This window comes from Mycolicibacterium flavescens, assembly GCF_001722335.1.
Taxonomy (GTDB): domain Bacteria; phylum Actinomycetota; class Actinomycetes; order Mycobacteriales; family Mycobacteriaceae; genus Mycobacterium; species Mycobacterium flavescens.
The window spans coordinates 140177-156113 of the sequence record NZ_MIHA01000010.1; the positions used below are offsets into that span (position 1 = coordinate 140177).

Here is a 15937-nt window from a genome sequence, read left to right on the forward strand (position 1 = left end):
CTGGTTCGCATGGCTCGACTGTCCGCGGTGGACGCGCAGGCGTACTGGATGTCGGCGAAGATCCCCAGCGACCAGTTCCTGCTCTACGGGTTCGCCGGGACGACGCCTGATGTAGGTGCGGTGGTGCAGGACCTGCGCACCCGGGCGGCCGAGTGTCCGGAACTGAGAATGCGTGTCGCCGAACGGAATCGATGGTCCTATCCGCAGTGGGTGCCGACGCAGGTCTCGGCGGAGCAGTTCGTGGTGCACGACGCGGCGATGCGGTGGTCGGATTGTCTGGCCGCAGTGATGCGGCTCGACGACAATCAACTCGACCCTCAGGTCACACCGTGGCGGCTGCATGTGTTTCCCGACGTGAGCGGGATGTCCGGTGCCGACCGTGCGACCGTGGCCGTGATGCAGGTGCCGCACGCGCTGGCCGACGGGGTGCGCGCCTCGGCGCTGGCGGCGTGGCTGTTCGGGCGGGCGCAGGCGGTGCCTCCGGTGGCCGCGCCGCGTCCGCTGCAGGCGTTGGCGATGCCGCTACGGGGTGTCCGCGCGGCGCGGGCACACCGACGGCTGGTTCAGGACACCGAGGCGGGGCTGGTGCCGCCGCCCGCGGTGCAGTGTCCTGCGCTGCAATGCAATTCGCGCCCGGAGGGTGGTCGCTTGCTGCGTACCGTGGCGCTGCGCCGGTCGGAGTTGCCGGGGCCGACGGTGACGGTGGGGGTGCTCGCGGCGGTTTCGTCGGCGCTGGCGGAACATCTACGAGCGGCGGGGGAGGACCCGTCGTCGCTGGGCGCCGAGGTGCCGATGGCGAAGGCCGGTGAGCGCCGGGCGCGCAACCATTACGGCAACGTCGGGGTGCGGTTGTACCCGGATCTGCCGTTCGCCGAGCGTGCCGAGCGGATCGCCGAGGATCTCAAGCGGCGCCGCACCCGGGCCGCGCATCCGGCGATGGTGACCGCCGAGCGCGCGTTCGCCGCGACGCCAGCAGCTCTGTTGCGTTGGGGTGTCGGGCTTTTCGACCCCACGCTGCGATCGGCGACGGTCACGGGCAATACCGTCGTATCGAGCGTGAACCGCGGGTCCGCGGATCTGCGGTTCGGCGACGCACCGGTCGTGCTGACGGCCGGTTATCCCGCGCTGTCGCCGATGATGGGCCTCACCCACGGCGTGCACGGCATCGGCGACACCATCGCAGTCAGTGTGCACGCCGCCGAATCGGCCGTCGACGACATCGACTCGTACACCGAACGATTGGCGCACGCACTGGCTCATCCCCGCTAACCCGGCGCGGGGCACGGTGCCTCAGAAGGGTGGTGGTTCGTCGTCTCTGGCGAGTTGTTCGGCGAGCAGGAGTTGTTTCCGGTTCAAGCGGGCGGCGTTGTGTTGGCGTTCCAGGGCGATGCGGTAGGCCTTGTCTTCGGCTCTGGTGCGGCGGCGTTTGGGCATCATCGCCCCGCGATGGATGTTGTCGTCGGGGCCCTGGCTGGGCGGGTTCAGGTCGATGACGCCGGTGGGTTCGCCGAGCCGCTTGAAGAATTCGGCCCCCGCCGGGGTGGTCATGTATCGCTGGCCGCCCGGGGAGCGCCAGATCACCGTGCCGTCGGGCAGTTGAAAATCACGCCAACCATCGGGGCCGGTCCAAAACGTCTTGAGCAGATGGTGAAAAACGCACAGCAGCTTGAGGTTCGACGGATGAGTCGGGCCGATCGGATAGGCGATGGTGTGGTCGATCTGACATCGGGCGGCGGGCACCTCACAGCCCGGGAACCGACACGCGAGATCCCGGCACCGGATGAAACGCGCCAACCCCGCCGAGGGCCGATACCCCGCTTGCGCGCACGGCTCAGGCAGCGCGACCGGTACGAGTTTGGCGGTGGCCAGCCGCTCGCGCAGCAGGGCGGCCGGGATCGCCCCGACTCCGGGCAGATACCCCGGATTACTGCTGCGGCCCTCGATGGTGGCTTGTTCGGCGATCACGTTGATCACCACCTGCGTCGAGGCCGCCACGGCGGCGCTGTTGGGGCAATCGTGGGCCCCGCAGCCGCACTGCAGCCGCATCTGCCCCTGGGTCATGGCCATCATCGCATCGACGCGGCGCTGCTCGGGCGGGCGCGGATCATCGCGGCACACGGTGGCGGCGACCTCATCGACGCGGGTGTCAAAGCAGACCCCTTCGTCGAAGGTCAGCCGCGCCCACACCCCGACCATCCCGGCGCCCATCGGGGCGACATGAACGTAGCGGTCATCGCGGGCGGGTTGGGGTTCACGCACCCCGGTCGGGTCGAATTTTTCCACCCACATGTCGATGCGCTCGTCGAGCTTGGGCCCCGACAGTTTCATCCACCTCGGCGCATGGGTGGCAAACGCGGTATCCAGGTGGGCCAGCAGCTCGTCGTCTTCGACGTTGCTGCTGCGGTTGACCAGTGCGATCACCATCCGGTAGTCGATGTCCCCGGCGGCGAACACCAAACCCACCTGGGGCAGCCGCGTGCGCAGATCGATCGCCAACTCCAACCGACTGGCCGCCCGGTGACGGCTGATGTTCAACGCCGCGGCCAGCTCGGCCACCACGTTGGCATGCCCGTCGATCGCCCAATTGATGCGCTCGTCTTCGTCCTCGGGAGCCCGACGAGCATAAAGCTCACCCATCGCAAGTAACTCCCGACCACAAGCCGCGTTCTGCGCACGCGACGCCGCAGTAATCGAATCGACCACCGCGGCATCATCACGCCCCTCGAACATACGTTCGATACTACCCGCGCGGTCGGACAAGGGGGGTGAGACTGGTCAGCGGTTTAACACATGGCCTAGATTTTGTTGCATGACTGCCTACGACGTCGGAGTGCTGATCCTGCGCGTGGTGCTCGGCCTGACCATGGCCGCCCACGGCTACAACAAGTTCTTCGGGCCCGGCGGCCTCAAGGGCACCGCCGGCTGGTTCGACAGCATGGGCATGAAGCCCGGCATGTTTCACGCGCGCGTCGCCGCGACGACCGAGATGGCGGCCGGCATCGGCCTGGCCGTCGGCCTGCTCACCCCGATCCCGGCGGCCGGCTTCGTCGCGCTGATGCTCGTCGCCGCGTGGACCGTGCACAAGCCGAACGGCTTCTTCATCGTCAAGGAGGGCTGGGAGTACAACCTGGTCCTTGCCGCGGTCGCTGTCGGCATCGCGACCATCGGCGCGGGCAAGCTCAGCCTGGACCACCTGCTGTTCAGCTCGTCGAGCTTCTACGACCTGCTGCACGGCTGGTGGGGGCTGGTCATCTCGCTCGGCCTGGGCCTGCTCGGCGGCATCGGTCAGCTGGCGATCTTCTATCGGCCGCCCGCCAAAACCGACGCCTGACGACAGCGCAGCGCGAACCACTCCTGCTTGGCTAGAACACGTTCTAGTCTGGGGCGCATGGGGTTTCTGAAGCAGGACGCACCCGTCGTCGACTTCGAGCAGTGGAGCAAGGGCACCCGCGCGGAGAAGATCGTCCCGATGGCCCGCCACTGGGCCGAGGTCGGCTTCGGCGCGCCGGTCGTGCTGCACCTCTTCTACGTCGTCAAGATCCTGCTCTACATCCTCGGGGCCTGGCTGGTCGCGCTGTCCACCGAGGGCATCGACGGGTTCACCGACGTCACGTCCTGGTACAACGAGCCGATCGTGTTCGAGAAGGTCGTGCTCTACACGATGCTGTTCGAGGTCGTCGGCCTCGGCTGCGGCTTCGGCCCGCTCAACAACCGGTTCTTCCCGCCGATGGGCTCGATCCTGTACTGGCTGCGGCCCAACACGATCCGGTTACCACCGTGGCCCACCCGCATCCCGCTGACCAGAGGCGACACCCGCACACCGGTCGACGCGCTGCTCTACGCCGCGCTGCTGGTGATGCTCGTGGTGGCGCTGGCCTCCGACGGCACCGGGCCGATCCCCGAACTGAACACCACCGTCGGCGTGCTTCCGGTGTGGCAGATCGCGACGATCCTCGGCCTGCTCGCGGTGCTCGGCCTGCGCGACAAGGTCATCTTCCTGGCCGCCCGCGGTGAGGTCTACGCGTCACTGGCGGTGTGCTTCCTGTTCGGCGGCGCCGACATCATCATCGCGGCCAAACTCGTCTGCCTGACCATCTGGCTGGGTGCCGCGACGTCGAAACTCAACAAACACTTCCCGTTCGTCATCTCCACGATGATGAGCAACAACCCGGTGTTCCGGCCCAAGTGGATCAAACGCAGCTTCTTCGAGCACTTCCCCGACGACCTGCGGCCCGGCCGGCTGTCACGGTGGCTGGCGCACTTCTCCACCGCCGTCGAGGGCCTGGTCCCGCTGGTGCTGTTCTTCTCGCCGGGCGGCTGGCCCACCTACATCGCGGCGATCGTGATGCTGGTGTTCCACTTCGGCATCCTGTCGTCGATCCCGATGGGTGTGCCGCTGGAGTGGAACGTGTTCATGATGTTCAGCGTCGTGGCGCTGTTCGTCGGCCACCAGGGCATCGGCCTCGGCGATCTGCAGAGCCCGTGGCCGCTCGTGCTGTTCGCCGTCGTGGCCGGCACCGTGGTGCTCGGCAACCTGTTCCCCCGCAAGGTGTCGTTCCTGCCCGGTATGCGGTACTACGCCGGCAACTGGGACACCGGTCTGTGGTGTGTGAAACCGTCGGCGTCGGCCAAGATCGAGGAGAACGTCGTCTCGATCGCGAGCATGCCGCAGGCGCAGATGGAGCGGTACTACGGCAGCCCCGAGACCGCGCAGATGTACCTCTACATGGGATACGCGTTCCGCGCCTTCAACACTCACGGGCGCGCGATGTTCACGCTGGCGCATAGGGCGATGGCCGGTCACAACGAGGACGACTACGTGCTCACCGACGGCGAACGGATCTGCAGCACCGCGATCGGCTGGAACTTCGGTGACGGCCACATGCACAACGAGCAGTTGATCGCCGCGCTGCAGCGGCGGTGCGCCTTCGCGCCCGGCGAGGTCCGGGTGGTGCTGATCGACGGTCAACCGATCCACCGGCAGACCCAGCAGTACCGACTGGTCGACGCCGCCACCGGCGAGTTCGAGCGCGGATACATCCGGGTCGCCGACATGGTCACGCGCCAACCGTGGGACGACACGGTGCCGGTACAGGTGACCTGGCAGAAGGACGGCGCCGACGCGCCCTGACACGCGCCGGCTGCTCGACCAACCAGTGAGTTGACCTAGTAAACCTTGTTCGTTTACGTTCGGGGGTGGACCCCGCGCGTGGGTGAATCATCCGAACCTCGAAGGAGCTGTGTCATGGCTGAAGCCGTCATCGTGGAGGCAGTGCGGTCGCCCGTCGGCAAACGCAACGGAGGACTGTCGGGCGTACACCCGGGCGATCTGTCCGCGCAGGTGCTCAACGGCCTCGTCGAGCGTGCCGGAGTGGACCCGGCCCTGGTCGATGACGTCATCTGGGGCTGCGTCATGCAGGCCGGTGAGCAGGCCCTCGACATCGCGCGCACCGCGGTGCTGGCGGCCGGCTGGCCCGAGACCGTTCCCGGTGTGACCGTCGACCGCCAGTGCGGTTCGAGCCAGCAGTCCGTGCACTTCGCCGCGGCCGGCGTGGTCGCCGGCCACTACGACGTCGTCGTCGCCGGCGGTGTCGAGGTGATGTCGCGCGTTCCGATGGGATCGTCGCTGGCCAACGGCGGCCACCCCTACCCGGAGGCCTTCCGCAACCGCTACACCCAGACCCCGAACCAGGGCATCGGCGCCGAGATGATCGCCGAGCAGTGGGGCTTCGACCGCACCTCGCTCGACCAGTTCTCCCTCGACTCGCACGAGAAGGCCGCTGCCGCACAGGATTCCGGTGCGTTCGACGACCAGATCGTCGGAATCAAGACCAAGGACGAGGACGGCAACGAGACCGTCGTGCTCAAGGACGAGGGCATCCGTCGCGGCACCCCGATCGAGAAGATGGCGCAGCTGAAGCCGGCGTTCAAGGAGGACGGCGTCATCCACGCCGGCAACTCCAGCCAGATCTCCGACGGCTCGGCGGCGCTGCTGTTCATGTCGGCGGAGAAGGCGAAGTCGCTCGGCCTCAAGCCGATCGCGCGCGTGCACACCGCGGTGCTGGCCGGTTCCGATCCGGTGATCATGCTGACCGCGCCGATCCCGGCCACCCAGAAGGCGCTCAAGAAGTCGGGTCTGTCCGTCGACGACATCGGTGTGTTCGAGGTCAACGAGGCGTTCGCGCCCGTGCCGATGGCGTGGCTGAAGGACATCGGCGCCGACGAGAAGAAGCTCAACCCCAACGGCGGTGCGATCGCTCTCGGTCACCCGCTCGGCGGTTCCGGCGCCCGCATCATGACCACGATGCTCTACCACATGCGCGCCAACGGGATTCAGTACGGACTGCAGACGATGTGCGAGGGCGGCGGCCAGGCCAACGCCACCATCCTCGAGCTGCTGTGACATCGGAGATGACGACACCCGCGGCGCTCGCCGAGCGCCGCGGGAACGTCATGATCATCACGATCAACCGTCCGGAGGCCCGCAACGCGGTCAACAGCGCGGTGAGCACCGCCGTCGGCGATGCGCTGCACCTGGCGCAGAACGACCCCGACGTCCGCGCGGTGGTACTGACCGGTGCCGGCGAATCGTTCTGCGCCGGAGCTGATCTCAAGGCGATATCGCGGCGCGAGAACCTTTTTCACCCGGAGCACCGTGAGTGGGGCTTCGCCGGGTACGTACACCACTACATCGACAAGCCCACCATTGCGGCGGTCAACGGCACCGCACTGGGCGGTGGCACCGAACTCGCCCTCGCCAGTGACCTGGTGGTGGCCGAGGAGCGGGCCAAATTCGGTCTGCCCGAGGTGAAACGCGGCCTGATCGCCGCGGCCGGTGGGGTGTTCCGCATCGTCGACCACCTCCCGCGCAAGGTCGCGCTGGAGATGCTGTTCACCGGTGAGCCGATGTCGGCGGCCGACGCTGCCAAGTGGGGCCTGATCAACGAGGTCGTCCCCGACGGCACCGTCGTCGACGCCGCGATCGCGCTCGCCGACCGCATCACCTGCAATGCGCCGCTTGCGGTCTGGGCCAGCAAGCGGGTCGCGATGGGGGTCGACAAAGGTGTCATCGTCGGCGACGAACCGGGCTGGGCGCGAACCCTGCGCGAGGTCATCGCCGTGATGCGTTCCGAGGACGCTAAAGAAGGACCGCTGGCATTCGCCGAGAAGCGCCAGCCCGTTTGGAAGGCCAAATAACAACAGTGAAGAGAACGATTTTCGAAGCCGAGCACGAGGCGTTCCGCGAGACCGTTCGCGAGTACATCGAGCGCGAACTGGTTCCGCACCAGGAGAAGTGGGAGACCGAGCGCATCGTCGACCGGTCGGCCTACACGGCCGCGGGCAAGTACGGTCTGATCGGGTTCAACATGCCCGAGGAGTACGGCGGCGGTGGCGCCGACGACTTCCGCTTCAACGCGATCATCGACGAGGAGCTCGCCCGCTCCGGTGTGCACGGCCCCGCGCTGAGCCTGCACAACGACGTCGTCGGCCCGTACTTCAAGGAACTGGCCAACGACGAGCAGAAGAAGCGCTGGATGCCCGGCATCGTCACCGGCGAACTGATCATCGCGATCGCGATGACCGAACCCGGCGCCGGCAGCGACCTGGCAGGCATCCGCACCTCCGCGGTGCGCGACGGTGACGACTGGATCCTCAACGGCTCCAAGACGTTCATCTCCTCCGGCATCAACTGCGACCTCTGCGTCGTCGTCGCGCGCACCGACCCCGAGGCGGGCCACAAGGGCTTCACGCTGCTGGTCGTCGAGCGGGACATGGAGGGCTTCAGCCGCGGGCGCAAGCTCGACAAGATGGGCCTGCACACGCAGGACACCTCCGAGCTGCACTTCGAGAACGTCCGCGTGCCGTCGGCCAACGTGCTCGGCAAGGAAGGCCGCGGCTTCTACCACCTGATGACCAACCTGCCGTCGGAGCGGTTGGGCATCGCGATCTCAGCGGTGGCCGGGGCGCGCGCCGTCTGGGAGGAGACGCTGCAGTACGCCAAGGACCGCAAGGCATTCGGTCAGCCGATCGGCAGCTTCCAGCACAACCGGTTCCTGCTCGCCGAGATGGACACCGAGCTCGAGGTCACCGAGAACTACCTCGACCGGTGCCTGCAGGGCGTCATCGACGGTGAGCTGACCGCCATCGAGGCCGCCAAGGCCAAGTGGTGGGCCACCGAGGTCGCCAAGAAGGTCGTCGACAACTGCGTGCAGCTGCACGGCGGCTACGGCTACATGATGGAGTACCGCGTCGCCCGCGCCTACGTGGACGGCCGCATCCAGACGATCTTCGGCGGCACCACCGAAATCATGAAAGAGATCATCGGCCGCGACCTGGGTCTGTAACCCGGCCCGCGTCCGCACGCGAAAGCCCCTGAAACAACGGCGTTTCAGGGGCTTTTGCGTGCGAGCGAGATCAGCCGATCGGCGCGTCGGCGGCCGGCATCGGCTCGGTCGTCCCGGGTGCTTCGGCCGGTGCCTCGGCGGGCGTCTCGGTGGTGCTGGTCTCCGTGGTCGACGTGCCCGTCGGGGTGATCGCATCCGGCGCGGCGTTGACGTCGAGCACCGTGTCGATCAGGTAGATGCGGGCGTTGGCGGCCTGAATCCCGCCGCACACCACCTTGGCGGTGTCGTTGATCTTGATGTCGGCGTTCTCGCCGGTCACCTTGATCTCCGCGCCCTGCTGCGTGGGCCGCTGCCCTTCGAGGTCCTTGGGTCCGAGGATTCCGAGGAACACGTGGTAGTAGTCGAAGTCGGTGAGCGCCGCTGGGTCGGCCTTCAGCGCGTCGAGCTGCGCGGGCGGCAGCGCGGCGAACGCCTCGTCCGTCGGCGCGAACACCACGTACGGGCCGTTCTCCAGCACCGGGACCACGTTCACCGCGGGGTTGAACCCGCCGGAGATGGCCGAGTAGAACGTGCTCGCCTCGGGGATGCTCTGCAGCGCCTGGCCGACCGGCAGCTCGTTGAGCGCCTTCCAGTTCGGCACGGCCTCCTTGAACGCGTCGCAGCCCGAACCCTCGGGGTTGGGGATCTCGGGCGTCGCGGTCGAGGTCGGCTGCGTCGGCTGCTCGGGCACGGGCGGCTCCGCGTAGGCGGTGACGGCGAACGGCACCGACAGGGCGATCGCGGTGATACCGGCGGCAGCGCCGATTGCTTTGCTGGTGCGGGTCTTCACGTACGGCTCCTCAAGTCAAGGTCGCCTCGCATGGTAAGGGCACTGGTCGGCGACTGCCAAAGTCACCACCTCGGCCGACGCCCGCCGCGGCTCGCTGACCTGCGCTTTGCGAACCTGCCCACACAGCCCCGCAACCGCAAGAAAGGCGAGGTCATACGATGGCGCGCATGCCTGAGCCGTTGATCGTCTCCGTCGGAGGTCACCGCCCCGAGCTGCACACCGACGCCTGGGTGGCACCCAACGCCGCCCTCATCGGCCGCGTGTCGCTCGGCGCGCGGGCCAGCGTCTGGTACGGCGCGACGCTGCGCGCCGAGGCCGAGCCGATCGAGATCGGCGCCGGGTCCAACATCCAGGACGGCGTCACCGTCCACGTCGACCCCGGCTTCCCGGTCCGCCTCGGCGCCGACGTCACCGTCGGGCACAACGTGGTGCTGCACGGCTGCACGATCTCCGACGGTGCGCTGATCGGCATGGGTGCGGTGGTCCTCAACGGCGCGACGATCGGCGAAGGCTCGCTGGTCGCGGCCGGCGCGGTGGTGCCGCAGGGCTTCGTGGTGCCGCCGCGGTCACTGGTCGCGGGCGTGCCGGGCAAGGTCCGGCGCGAGCTGAGCGACGATGAGGTTGCTCACAACCGGTTCAACGCGCAGGCCTATCAGCACCTGATCGACGTGCACCGCGGCGCGGCGTCCTGACCCGCCGGATTCTCCCCGGGTCGATCCGGGTACAGCCGTACCGTGAAGAACGTGCGCACCCTGGTGACCGGCGCGACCGGTTACGTCGGCTCCCGGCTCGTCACCGCCCTGCTCACCGAGGGCCACGACGTCGTGGCCGCGAGCCGAAACCCCAACCGGCTGGCCGACTTCGGCTGGCGTGACCGCGTCTCGGCCGTCGCGCTCGACGCCCACGACGAGGCGTCGGCACGGTCGGCGCTGGCCGACGCCGGCCCGGTGGACGTGCTGTATTACCTGGTCCACGGGATCGGCCAGCCCGACTTCCGCGACGCCGACAACCGGGCGGCGGCCAACGTGGCCCGCGCCGCGAAGGACGCCGGAGTGCGTCGCATCGTGTACCTGGGCGGGTTCGTACCCGACGGCGGCGACCTCTCCGAGCATCTGGCCAGCCGCGCCGAAGTGGCCGAGGCGCTGCACATCGACGGCGGGCCCGACGTGGTCTGGCTGGGCGCGGCGATCATCATCGGCGCCGGGTCGACGTCGTTCGAGATGCTGCGGTACGTCGGCGACCGGTTCCTGGTCATCCCGATGCCGTCGTGGTCGGCCAACCCGCTCGACCCGATCTCGATCTGCGACGTGCTGCACTACCTCGTCGCCGCGGCCGACGGGGACCGCGTGCCCGCCGGGTCCTACGACATCACCGGCGCCGAGACCACGTCGTACGGCGATCTGCTGCGCACCTACGCGCGCATCGCAGGCAAGTGGCGGGCCGAGGTGCCCGTCAACGGCGTCGACACCGGACTGGTGTCGCTGGTGACAGCGGCGGTCCTGCCGGTGCCGGGCGGGCTGGCCGCTGACCTGGTGCAGTCGCTGGACCATCCGATGATGGCCTCGGAGGCGCGGCTGCGGGAGCTCGTTCCCGACCCGCCCGGCGGGCTGGTCGGCATCGAGGAGGCGATCACCCGGGCGCTCGGCAGCCGCAGCCGACGGCCCGTCGACGAGCTCACCGACATGCACCACCTCGCCGACACCGATCCCGACTGGGCCGGCGGGGACATCCTGCGCATCCGCCACCTCGCGGGCACGGTCACGCCCGGCATCGCCCGGCCCGCGCTCGGGCTGATCGGCGCGGTCCCCGGACCGGTGGCCGGCGCGGTGCGCACCGGCCTCGACACCGTCCTGCACCTGTTGCCGAAGGGCACCCCGGCATGACGCAGGCCCGGCAGGTGCTCGCCGAGGCGCGCGAGATCGTCAGCGCGTGCCCGATTCCGCGTCACGAACCGCCGGGCGTCGTGCGGCGCCGCCGCATCGTGGTCGCGGTCGTGTTGGTGATCGGTGCTGCGCTGCTTGGGTATTCGCTGACCCGCCCACCCGGTGACGCGTCGTTCTACTGGTTGACGCTGGCGCTGGCCGGCGTGTGGGCACTCGGCGCGTTCGCATCGGGCCCGCTGCACATGGGCTGCATCCGGTTCCGCGGCCGCAACCAGCGGCCGGTGATCACCGGAACCGCAATCGGTCTGCTGCTGTCGGCGGTGTTCGTCGTCGGCGGGCTGATCGCCCGCGAGATCCCCGGTGTGCGCGAATACATCACGCGGGTACTGGAATACGCCGACTACGGGCCGCTGGCGCTGGTCGCGTTCATCACCGTGATCAACGGCCTGGCCGAAGAGATGTTCTTCCGCGGCGCGCTGTACACCGCGCTGGGCACGGTCAAACCGGTGCTCATCTCGACGATCTTCTACGTGATCGCGACCGCGGCCACCACCGGCAACCCGATGCTGGGGTTCGCCGCGATCATCCTCGGCACCATCTGCGCGTTCGAGCGCCGGGTCACCGGCGGCATCCTCGCGCCGATGCTGACCCACTTCTTCTGGGGTCTGGCGATGGTGCTGGCGCTGCCACCGATGTTCGGCGTCTACTAGTCGAGCGGATTGGCGATCTCGTCGCGGCGCATCCCGGCCGCCCACATCGCCAGCGCCGCCACGATCACCGGGGCGATAGCCGCGACCAGGAAAATCGTCTGCATCGAAACGACTTTCGACAGCGGACCCACGATCGCGAACGACACCGGCATGAACGCCAGCGACACGAAGAAGTCCAGGCTCGAAACCCGTCCCAGCATCGAGGTCGGTACCCGCCGCTGCAGCAGCGTGCCCCAGATGACCATGCCCGCACCGTCGGTGACGCCGATGACGAACGTCGCCACCGCCATCAGCGCGAACGACGAGGTGAACCCGAACACCGCCAACGGCGCCGCGCCCAGGCCCCACATCGCCATCATCACCGTCAGGTAGCGGCGCGGCATGCGCCTCGACGACACCGCGAGTGCACCCACGGCGCTGCCCAGGCCGAAGAACGCGAGGATGAAGCCGTACATCCGGGCGCCGTCGGCGAAGCGGTCCTTGGCGATGAACGGCAGCAGCACCTCGATCGGTCCCAAAACCACCAACACGAACATGCTGGCGAACAACAGCGTCCACAGCAGCCACGGGGTCCGCGCGACGAACGCGAAGCCGTCGCGCAGATCCCGCAGGACGTGCGAGCGATGTTCGGGCTCAGCCGGTTTCAGGGTGCGACGCGTCGCGAGCAGCATCGTCAGGCCGAGCGCGAACAGGACCGCGACGACCGTTGCGCCCAGCGCGGGGAACGTCGCGCCGATCACGACACCGGCGACGGCAGGGCCGACGGCGCGCTGAAACACCGGCCGCACCACACCTTCGACACCGTTGGCGGCCAGCAACTGCTCCGGCGGCAGGATCCGCGGCAGGATCGCGCTGTAGGCGGGGAAGAAGAACGCCGCCGCTGCGCCCAGTGCCGCCGCACCCACCGCCAGGTGCCAGATCTGCAGGGCGCCAAGCATTCCCAGCGCCGCGATCGCCGACGAGGCGAAAACGTTGACCGTCTGGACGGCGATGATGATGGCGCGCTGCGGGAACCGGTCGGCGGTGATCCCGCCCACCAGGACGAACGCGACCAGCGCGGCGCCGAAGCAGGTGGTCACCAGCGACAGCGACACCGGGTCGTTGTTGAGTTCGATGACCTGCAGCGCCAGCACAACCGCGAACATGCCGTCGGCGAAGATCGACAGCGTGACCGCCGCGATCAGCAGGCGGTACTCGCGGAACCGGAACGGTGCGAGTACACGCCATCGACCGGCGTCGCGTACCGGGATCTCGAATTGCGTACTCACCCACAGATGGTCGCCGACCTGTCGCGGCCGCGTCCACCGAATTTTCCCACCGCGAGCAGACGCAGAATCGCGCTGTTTGCCGCCAAAACGCGCGATTCTATGTCTGCTCGCGAGAAGAACGGGACCTTAGAAGTCGGAGAACTTCGCGGGCCGGCGCTGCTGGAAAGCGGTGATGCCCTCGATGAAGTCCGGGGAGGTCAGCAGCGACAGCTGGCCTTCGCGTTCGCGTTCGAGCGCGGGTTCGATCTCGGTCAGCGTGGCGGCGTTGATCGCGTGTTTGGTCCTGCGCAGCGCGACGGCCGGACCATTCTTCAGCGTGTCGATCACCTTGGCCACCCCGGCGTCGAACTCGGCGGCCGGATACATCGCGGTCACCAGACCCCAGTCGTATGCCTCGGTGGCCGAGATGCGTTCGGCCAGAAGGGCCATGCGGGTCGCGCGGATCCGGCCGATCGCCGCCGCCACCAACGCCGAGGCGCCGCCGTCGGGCATCAGCCCGATCTTGGTGAACGCCAGCATGAAGTAGGCGTCGTCGGAGGCCAGCACCACATCGGCGGCCAGGGCCAACGAGACGCCGACGCCGGCCGCCGGGCCGTGCACCGCCGCGACCACGGGCTGGGGGAGGTTGACGATCGAGCGGACCGCGCGGTTGGCGGCGTCGAGCACCGAAGCCGGTCCGTTGGCGGTCTTCTGGTCCTGGTCGTCGTCGCTGATCCCGGCCCCCGAACAGAACCCGCGCCCCGCACCGGCCAGACGCACCACCTTGACCCGCTTGTCCGACGCCGCGGTCTCGAGCACCTCGCCGACGCCGTCGAGCATGTCCTTGGTCAACGAGTTCAGGCTGTCGGGCCGGTTCAGCGTCACCGACAGCACGCCGTCGGCGAGTTCGACGGTGAGATCGTCGATGGCGGCGTAGGTGGGGGCGTCCGCGTCCAGGGATGTCATGACCAGAACCCTAGGGATAAGCGACTTGGTTAGACAAGTAAGCTTTGTCGGCGATCGATGGCGTTCGTCGAACGGAAGGCGGCTGAAGGTATGGCGGGACCACTGGACGGACTGCGGGTCATCGAACTCGCGAGCATCGGCCCCGGGCCGCACGCCGCGATGATTCTCGGTGACCTCGGCGCGGACGTCGTCCGTATCGAACGGCCGGGCAAGCTCGGTGGTGTTCCCACCAGTAAACGCGAAGCCACCCTGCGCAACCGGCGTTCGGTGGCTGCCGACCTCAAGAGCGACGAGGGCCGCAGGCTGGTGCTGCAGTTGGTCGCCAAGGCCGACGTGCTGATCGAGGGGCTGCGCCCGGGCGTCACCGAGCGGCTCGGGCTGGGCCCGGAGGACTGCGCGAAGGTCAACGAGCGGCTGATCTACGGCCGCATGACCGGCTGGGGTCAGACCGGACCGCGCGCGCTGCAGGCCGGCCACGACATCAACTACATCTCGCTCAACGGTGTGCTGCATTCGATAGGGCGCGCGGGGGAGCGGCCGGTGCCGCCGCTGAACCTGACCGGCGACTTCGGCGGAGGGTCGATGTTCCTGCTCGTCGGCATCCTCTCGGCGCTGTTCGAGCGGCAGACCTCCGGCAAGGGCCAGGTGGTCGACGCCGCGATGATCGACGGCTCCAGCGTGCTGGCGCAGATGATCTGGAGCTTCCTGCAGGACGGGCTGTGGACCGACAAGCGCGGGGTCAACATCCTCGACGGCGGGGCGCCCTACTACGACACCTACACCTGCGCCGACGGCCGGCACATCGCGGTCGGCTGCATCGAGCCGCAGTTCTACGCGCAGTTCCTCAAGGGTCTCGGGATCGAGAACGAGGACCTGCCCGACCAGAACGACATGGGCCGCTGGCCGGAACTGCGGGCCCGGTTCACCGAGGTGATCGCATCCAAGGACCGCGACCACTGGGCGTCGGTGTTCAACGGCACCGACGCGTGCGTGACGCCGGTGCTGTCGTTCTCCGAAGTCGAAACCGAACCGCACGTCACCGAGCGCAACACCTTCTACCGCGACGGCGACCACCTGCAGCCGATGCCCGCGCCGCGGTTCTCGCGCAGCGTGCCGCCGGCGCCGACGCCGCCCGGGGAAGCCGGCGCCGACACCGAAGCCGTCATCCGAGACTGGACCTAGAGAAAGGAACACGACAAGTGGAGATCAAGGACGCCGTAGCGGTCGTCACCGGCGGTGCATCGGGCCTCGGCCTGGCCACCACCAAGCGGCTGCTCGACAAGGGCGCCTCGGTGGTCGTCATCGACCTCAAGGGTGCGGACGCGGTCAAAGAACTCGGCGACCGCGCCCAGTTCGTCGAGACCAACGTGACCGATGAGGCCGCGGTCAGCGCCGCGCTGGACGCCGCGGAGAAGATGGGCCCGCTGCGGATCAACGTCAACTGCGCGGGCATCGGCAACGCGATCAAGACGCTGAGCAAGGACGGCCCGTTCCCGCTCGACGGGTTCAAGAAGGTCATCGAGGTCAACCTGATCGGCACGTTCAACGTGCTGCGGTTGAGCGCCGAGCGGATCGCCAAGACCGAGCCCATCAACGGTGAGCGCGGCGTCATCATCAACACCGCGTCCGTCGCGGCGTTCGAGGGCCAGATCGGCCAGGCCGCGTACTCGGCCTCCAAGGGCGGCGTGGTCGGTATGACGCTGCCGATCGCGCGTGACCTGTCGCGCGAGCTGATCCGGGTCTGCACCATCGCGCCGGGGCTGTTCAAGACCCCGCTGCTGGGTTCGCTGCCCGAGGAGGCGCAGGCTTCGCTGGGCAAGCAGGTGCCGCATCCGGCGCGGCTCGGTGATCCCGACGAGTACGGCTTCCTGGCTACCCACATCGTGGAGAACCCGATGCTCAATGGTGAGGTCATCCGTCTGGACGGCGCGATCCGGATGGCGCCGAGGTAGCAGCG

Annotated in this window: 15 protein-coding genes; 11 read left to right on the plus strand and 4 right to left on the minus strand. The window is 68.4% G+C overall.

Features of this window, described 5'->3' with window-relative positions:
- Window positions 1-9: 9 nt before the first annotated feature.
- On the plus strand, window positions 10-1269 hold the full coding sequence (locus tag BHQ18_RS15440; RefSeq protein ID WP_069414495.1) for a WS/DGAT domain-containing protein: 1260 nt from the start codon (window positions 10-12) through the stop codon (window positions 1267-1269).
- A 21-nt stretch (window positions 1270-1290) separates the two neighbouring features.
- Here the strand turns inward: BHQ18_RS15440 and BHQ18_RS15445 are convergent, their stop codons facing one another.
- Window positions 1291-2730, minus strand: a complete 1440-nt coding sequence (locus tag BHQ18_RS15445) for an HNH endonuclease signature motif containing protein (RefSeq protein ID WP_069414496.1) — start codon at window positions 2728-2730, stop codon at window positions 1291-1293.
- Between the two features lie 79 nt (window positions 2731-2809).
- Here BHQ18_RS15445 and BHQ18_RS15450 point away from each other — a divergent pair, with 79 nt between their 5' ends.
- The 5 genes from BHQ18_RS15450 to BHQ18_RS15470 all read left to right on the plus strand — a co-directional run bounded on the left by BHQ18_RS15450 (window position 2810) and on the right by BHQ18_RS15470 (window position 8345).
- Complete coding sequence (locus tag BHQ18_RS15450; RefSeq protein ID WP_069414497.1) at window positions 2810-3331, plus strand: DoxX family protein; 522 nt, start codon at window positions 2810-2812, stop codon at window positions 3329-3331.
- A gap of 57 nt (window positions 3332-3388) precedes the next feature.
- Window positions 3389-5131 (plus strand): DUF3556 domain-containing protein, encoded by a 1743-nt coding sequence (locus BHQ18_RS15455; protein WP_069414498.1) that lies wholly within the window; start codon window positions 3389-3391, stop codon window positions 5129-5131.
- Between the two features lie 114 nt (window positions 5132-5245).
- Window positions 5246-6403 carry a thiolase family protein gene (locus BHQ18_RS15460; RefSeq protein ID WP_069414499.1) on the plus strand — a complete coding sequence of 386 codons (1158 nt, stop codon included), beginning with the start codon at window positions 5246-5248 and terminating at the stop codon, window positions 6401-6403.
- Window positions 6404-6411: 8 nt separating this feature from the next.
- Entirely contained in the window at window positions 6412-7197 is a 786-nt protein-coding gene (locus BHQ18_RS15465; protein WP_069414500.1) for a crotonase/enoyl-CoA hydratase family protein, read from the plus strand.
- A gap of 5 nt (window positions 7198-7202) precedes the next feature.
- Complete coding sequence (locus tag BHQ18_RS15470; protein ID WP_069414501.1) at window positions 7203-8345, plus strand: acyl-CoA dehydrogenase family protein; 1143 nt, start codon at window positions 7203-7205, stop codon at window positions 8343-8345.
- Window positions 8346-8415: 70 nt separating this feature from the next.
- Here the strand turns inward: BHQ18_RS15470 and BHQ18_RS15475 are convergent, their stop codons facing one another.
- The gene (locus tag BHQ18_RS15475) at window positions 8416-9174 is read right to left on the minus strand and encodes a fasciclin domain-containing protein (RefSeq protein WP_069414502.1); all 759 of its coding nucleotides are present in this window, start codon (window positions 9172-9174) and stop codon (window positions 8416-8418) included.
- Between the two features lie 167 nt (window positions 9175-9341).
- On the opposite strand from BHQ18_RS15475, the gene BHQ18_RS15480 reads away from it, so the two are divergent.
- The 3 genes from BHQ18_RS15480 to BHQ18_RS15490 are packed head-to-tail and all read left to right on the plus strand — an operon-like array spanning window position 9342 to window position 11767.
- Complete coding sequence (locus tag BHQ18_RS15480; RefSeq protein WP_069414572.1) at window positions 9342-9866, plus strand: gamma carbonic anhydrase family protein; 525 nt, start codon at window positions 9342-9344, stop codon at window positions 9864-9866.
- A gap of 42 nt (window positions 9867-9908) precedes the next feature.
- Window positions 9909-11057, plus strand: coding sequence for an NAD(P)H-binding protein (locus tag BHQ18_RS15485; protein ID WP_069414503.1), 1149 nt, complete (start codon window positions 9909-9911; stop codon window positions 11055-11057).
- Window positions 11054-11767 (plus strand): CPBP family intramembrane glutamic endopeptidase, encoded by a 714-nt coding sequence (locus tag BHQ18_RS15490; RefSeq protein ID WP_069414504.1) that lies wholly within the window; start codon window positions 11054-11056, stop codon window positions 11765-11767. The genes BHQ18_RS15485 and BHQ18_RS15490 overlap by 4 nt, the downstream gene beginning before the upstream one ends.
- On the opposite strand, the gene tet(V) is transcribed toward BHQ18_RS15490, so the two are convergent.
- Both tet(V) and BHQ18_RS15500 read right to left on the minus strand, forming a co-directional pair.
- Window positions 11764-13017, minus strand: coding sequence for a tetracycline efflux MFS transporter Tet(V) (tet(V), locus tag BHQ18_RS15495; protein WP_205866117.1), 1254 nt, complete (start codon window positions 13015-13017; stop codon window positions 11764-11766). The genes BHQ18_RS15490 and tet(V) overlap by 4 nt on opposite strands.
- Before the next feature lie 144 nt (window positions 13018-13161).
- On the minus strand, window positions 13162-13980 hold the full coding sequence (locus BHQ18_RS15500; RefSeq protein ID WP_069414506.1) for an enoyl-CoA hydratase: 819 nt from the start codon (window positions 13978-13980) through the stop codon (window positions 13162-13164).
- A 90-nt stretch (window positions 13981-14070) separates the two neighbouring features.
- Between BHQ18_RS15500 and BHQ18_RS15505 the strand changes: the two genes are divergently transcribed.
- Window positions 14071-15162, plus strand: a complete 1092-nt coding sequence (locus BHQ18_RS15505; protein WP_069414573.1) for a CaiB/BaiF CoA transferase family protein — start codon at window positions 14071-14073, stop codon at window positions 15160-15162.
- Window positions 15163-15179: 17 nt separating this feature from the next.
- On the plus strand, window positions 15180-15932 hold the full coding sequence (locus BHQ18_RS15510) for a 3-hydroxyacyl-CoA dehydrogenase (RefSeq protein WP_069414507.1): 753 nt from the start codon (window positions 15180-15182) through the stop codon (window positions 15930-15932).
- Window positions 15933-15937 lie beyond the last annotated feature (5 nt).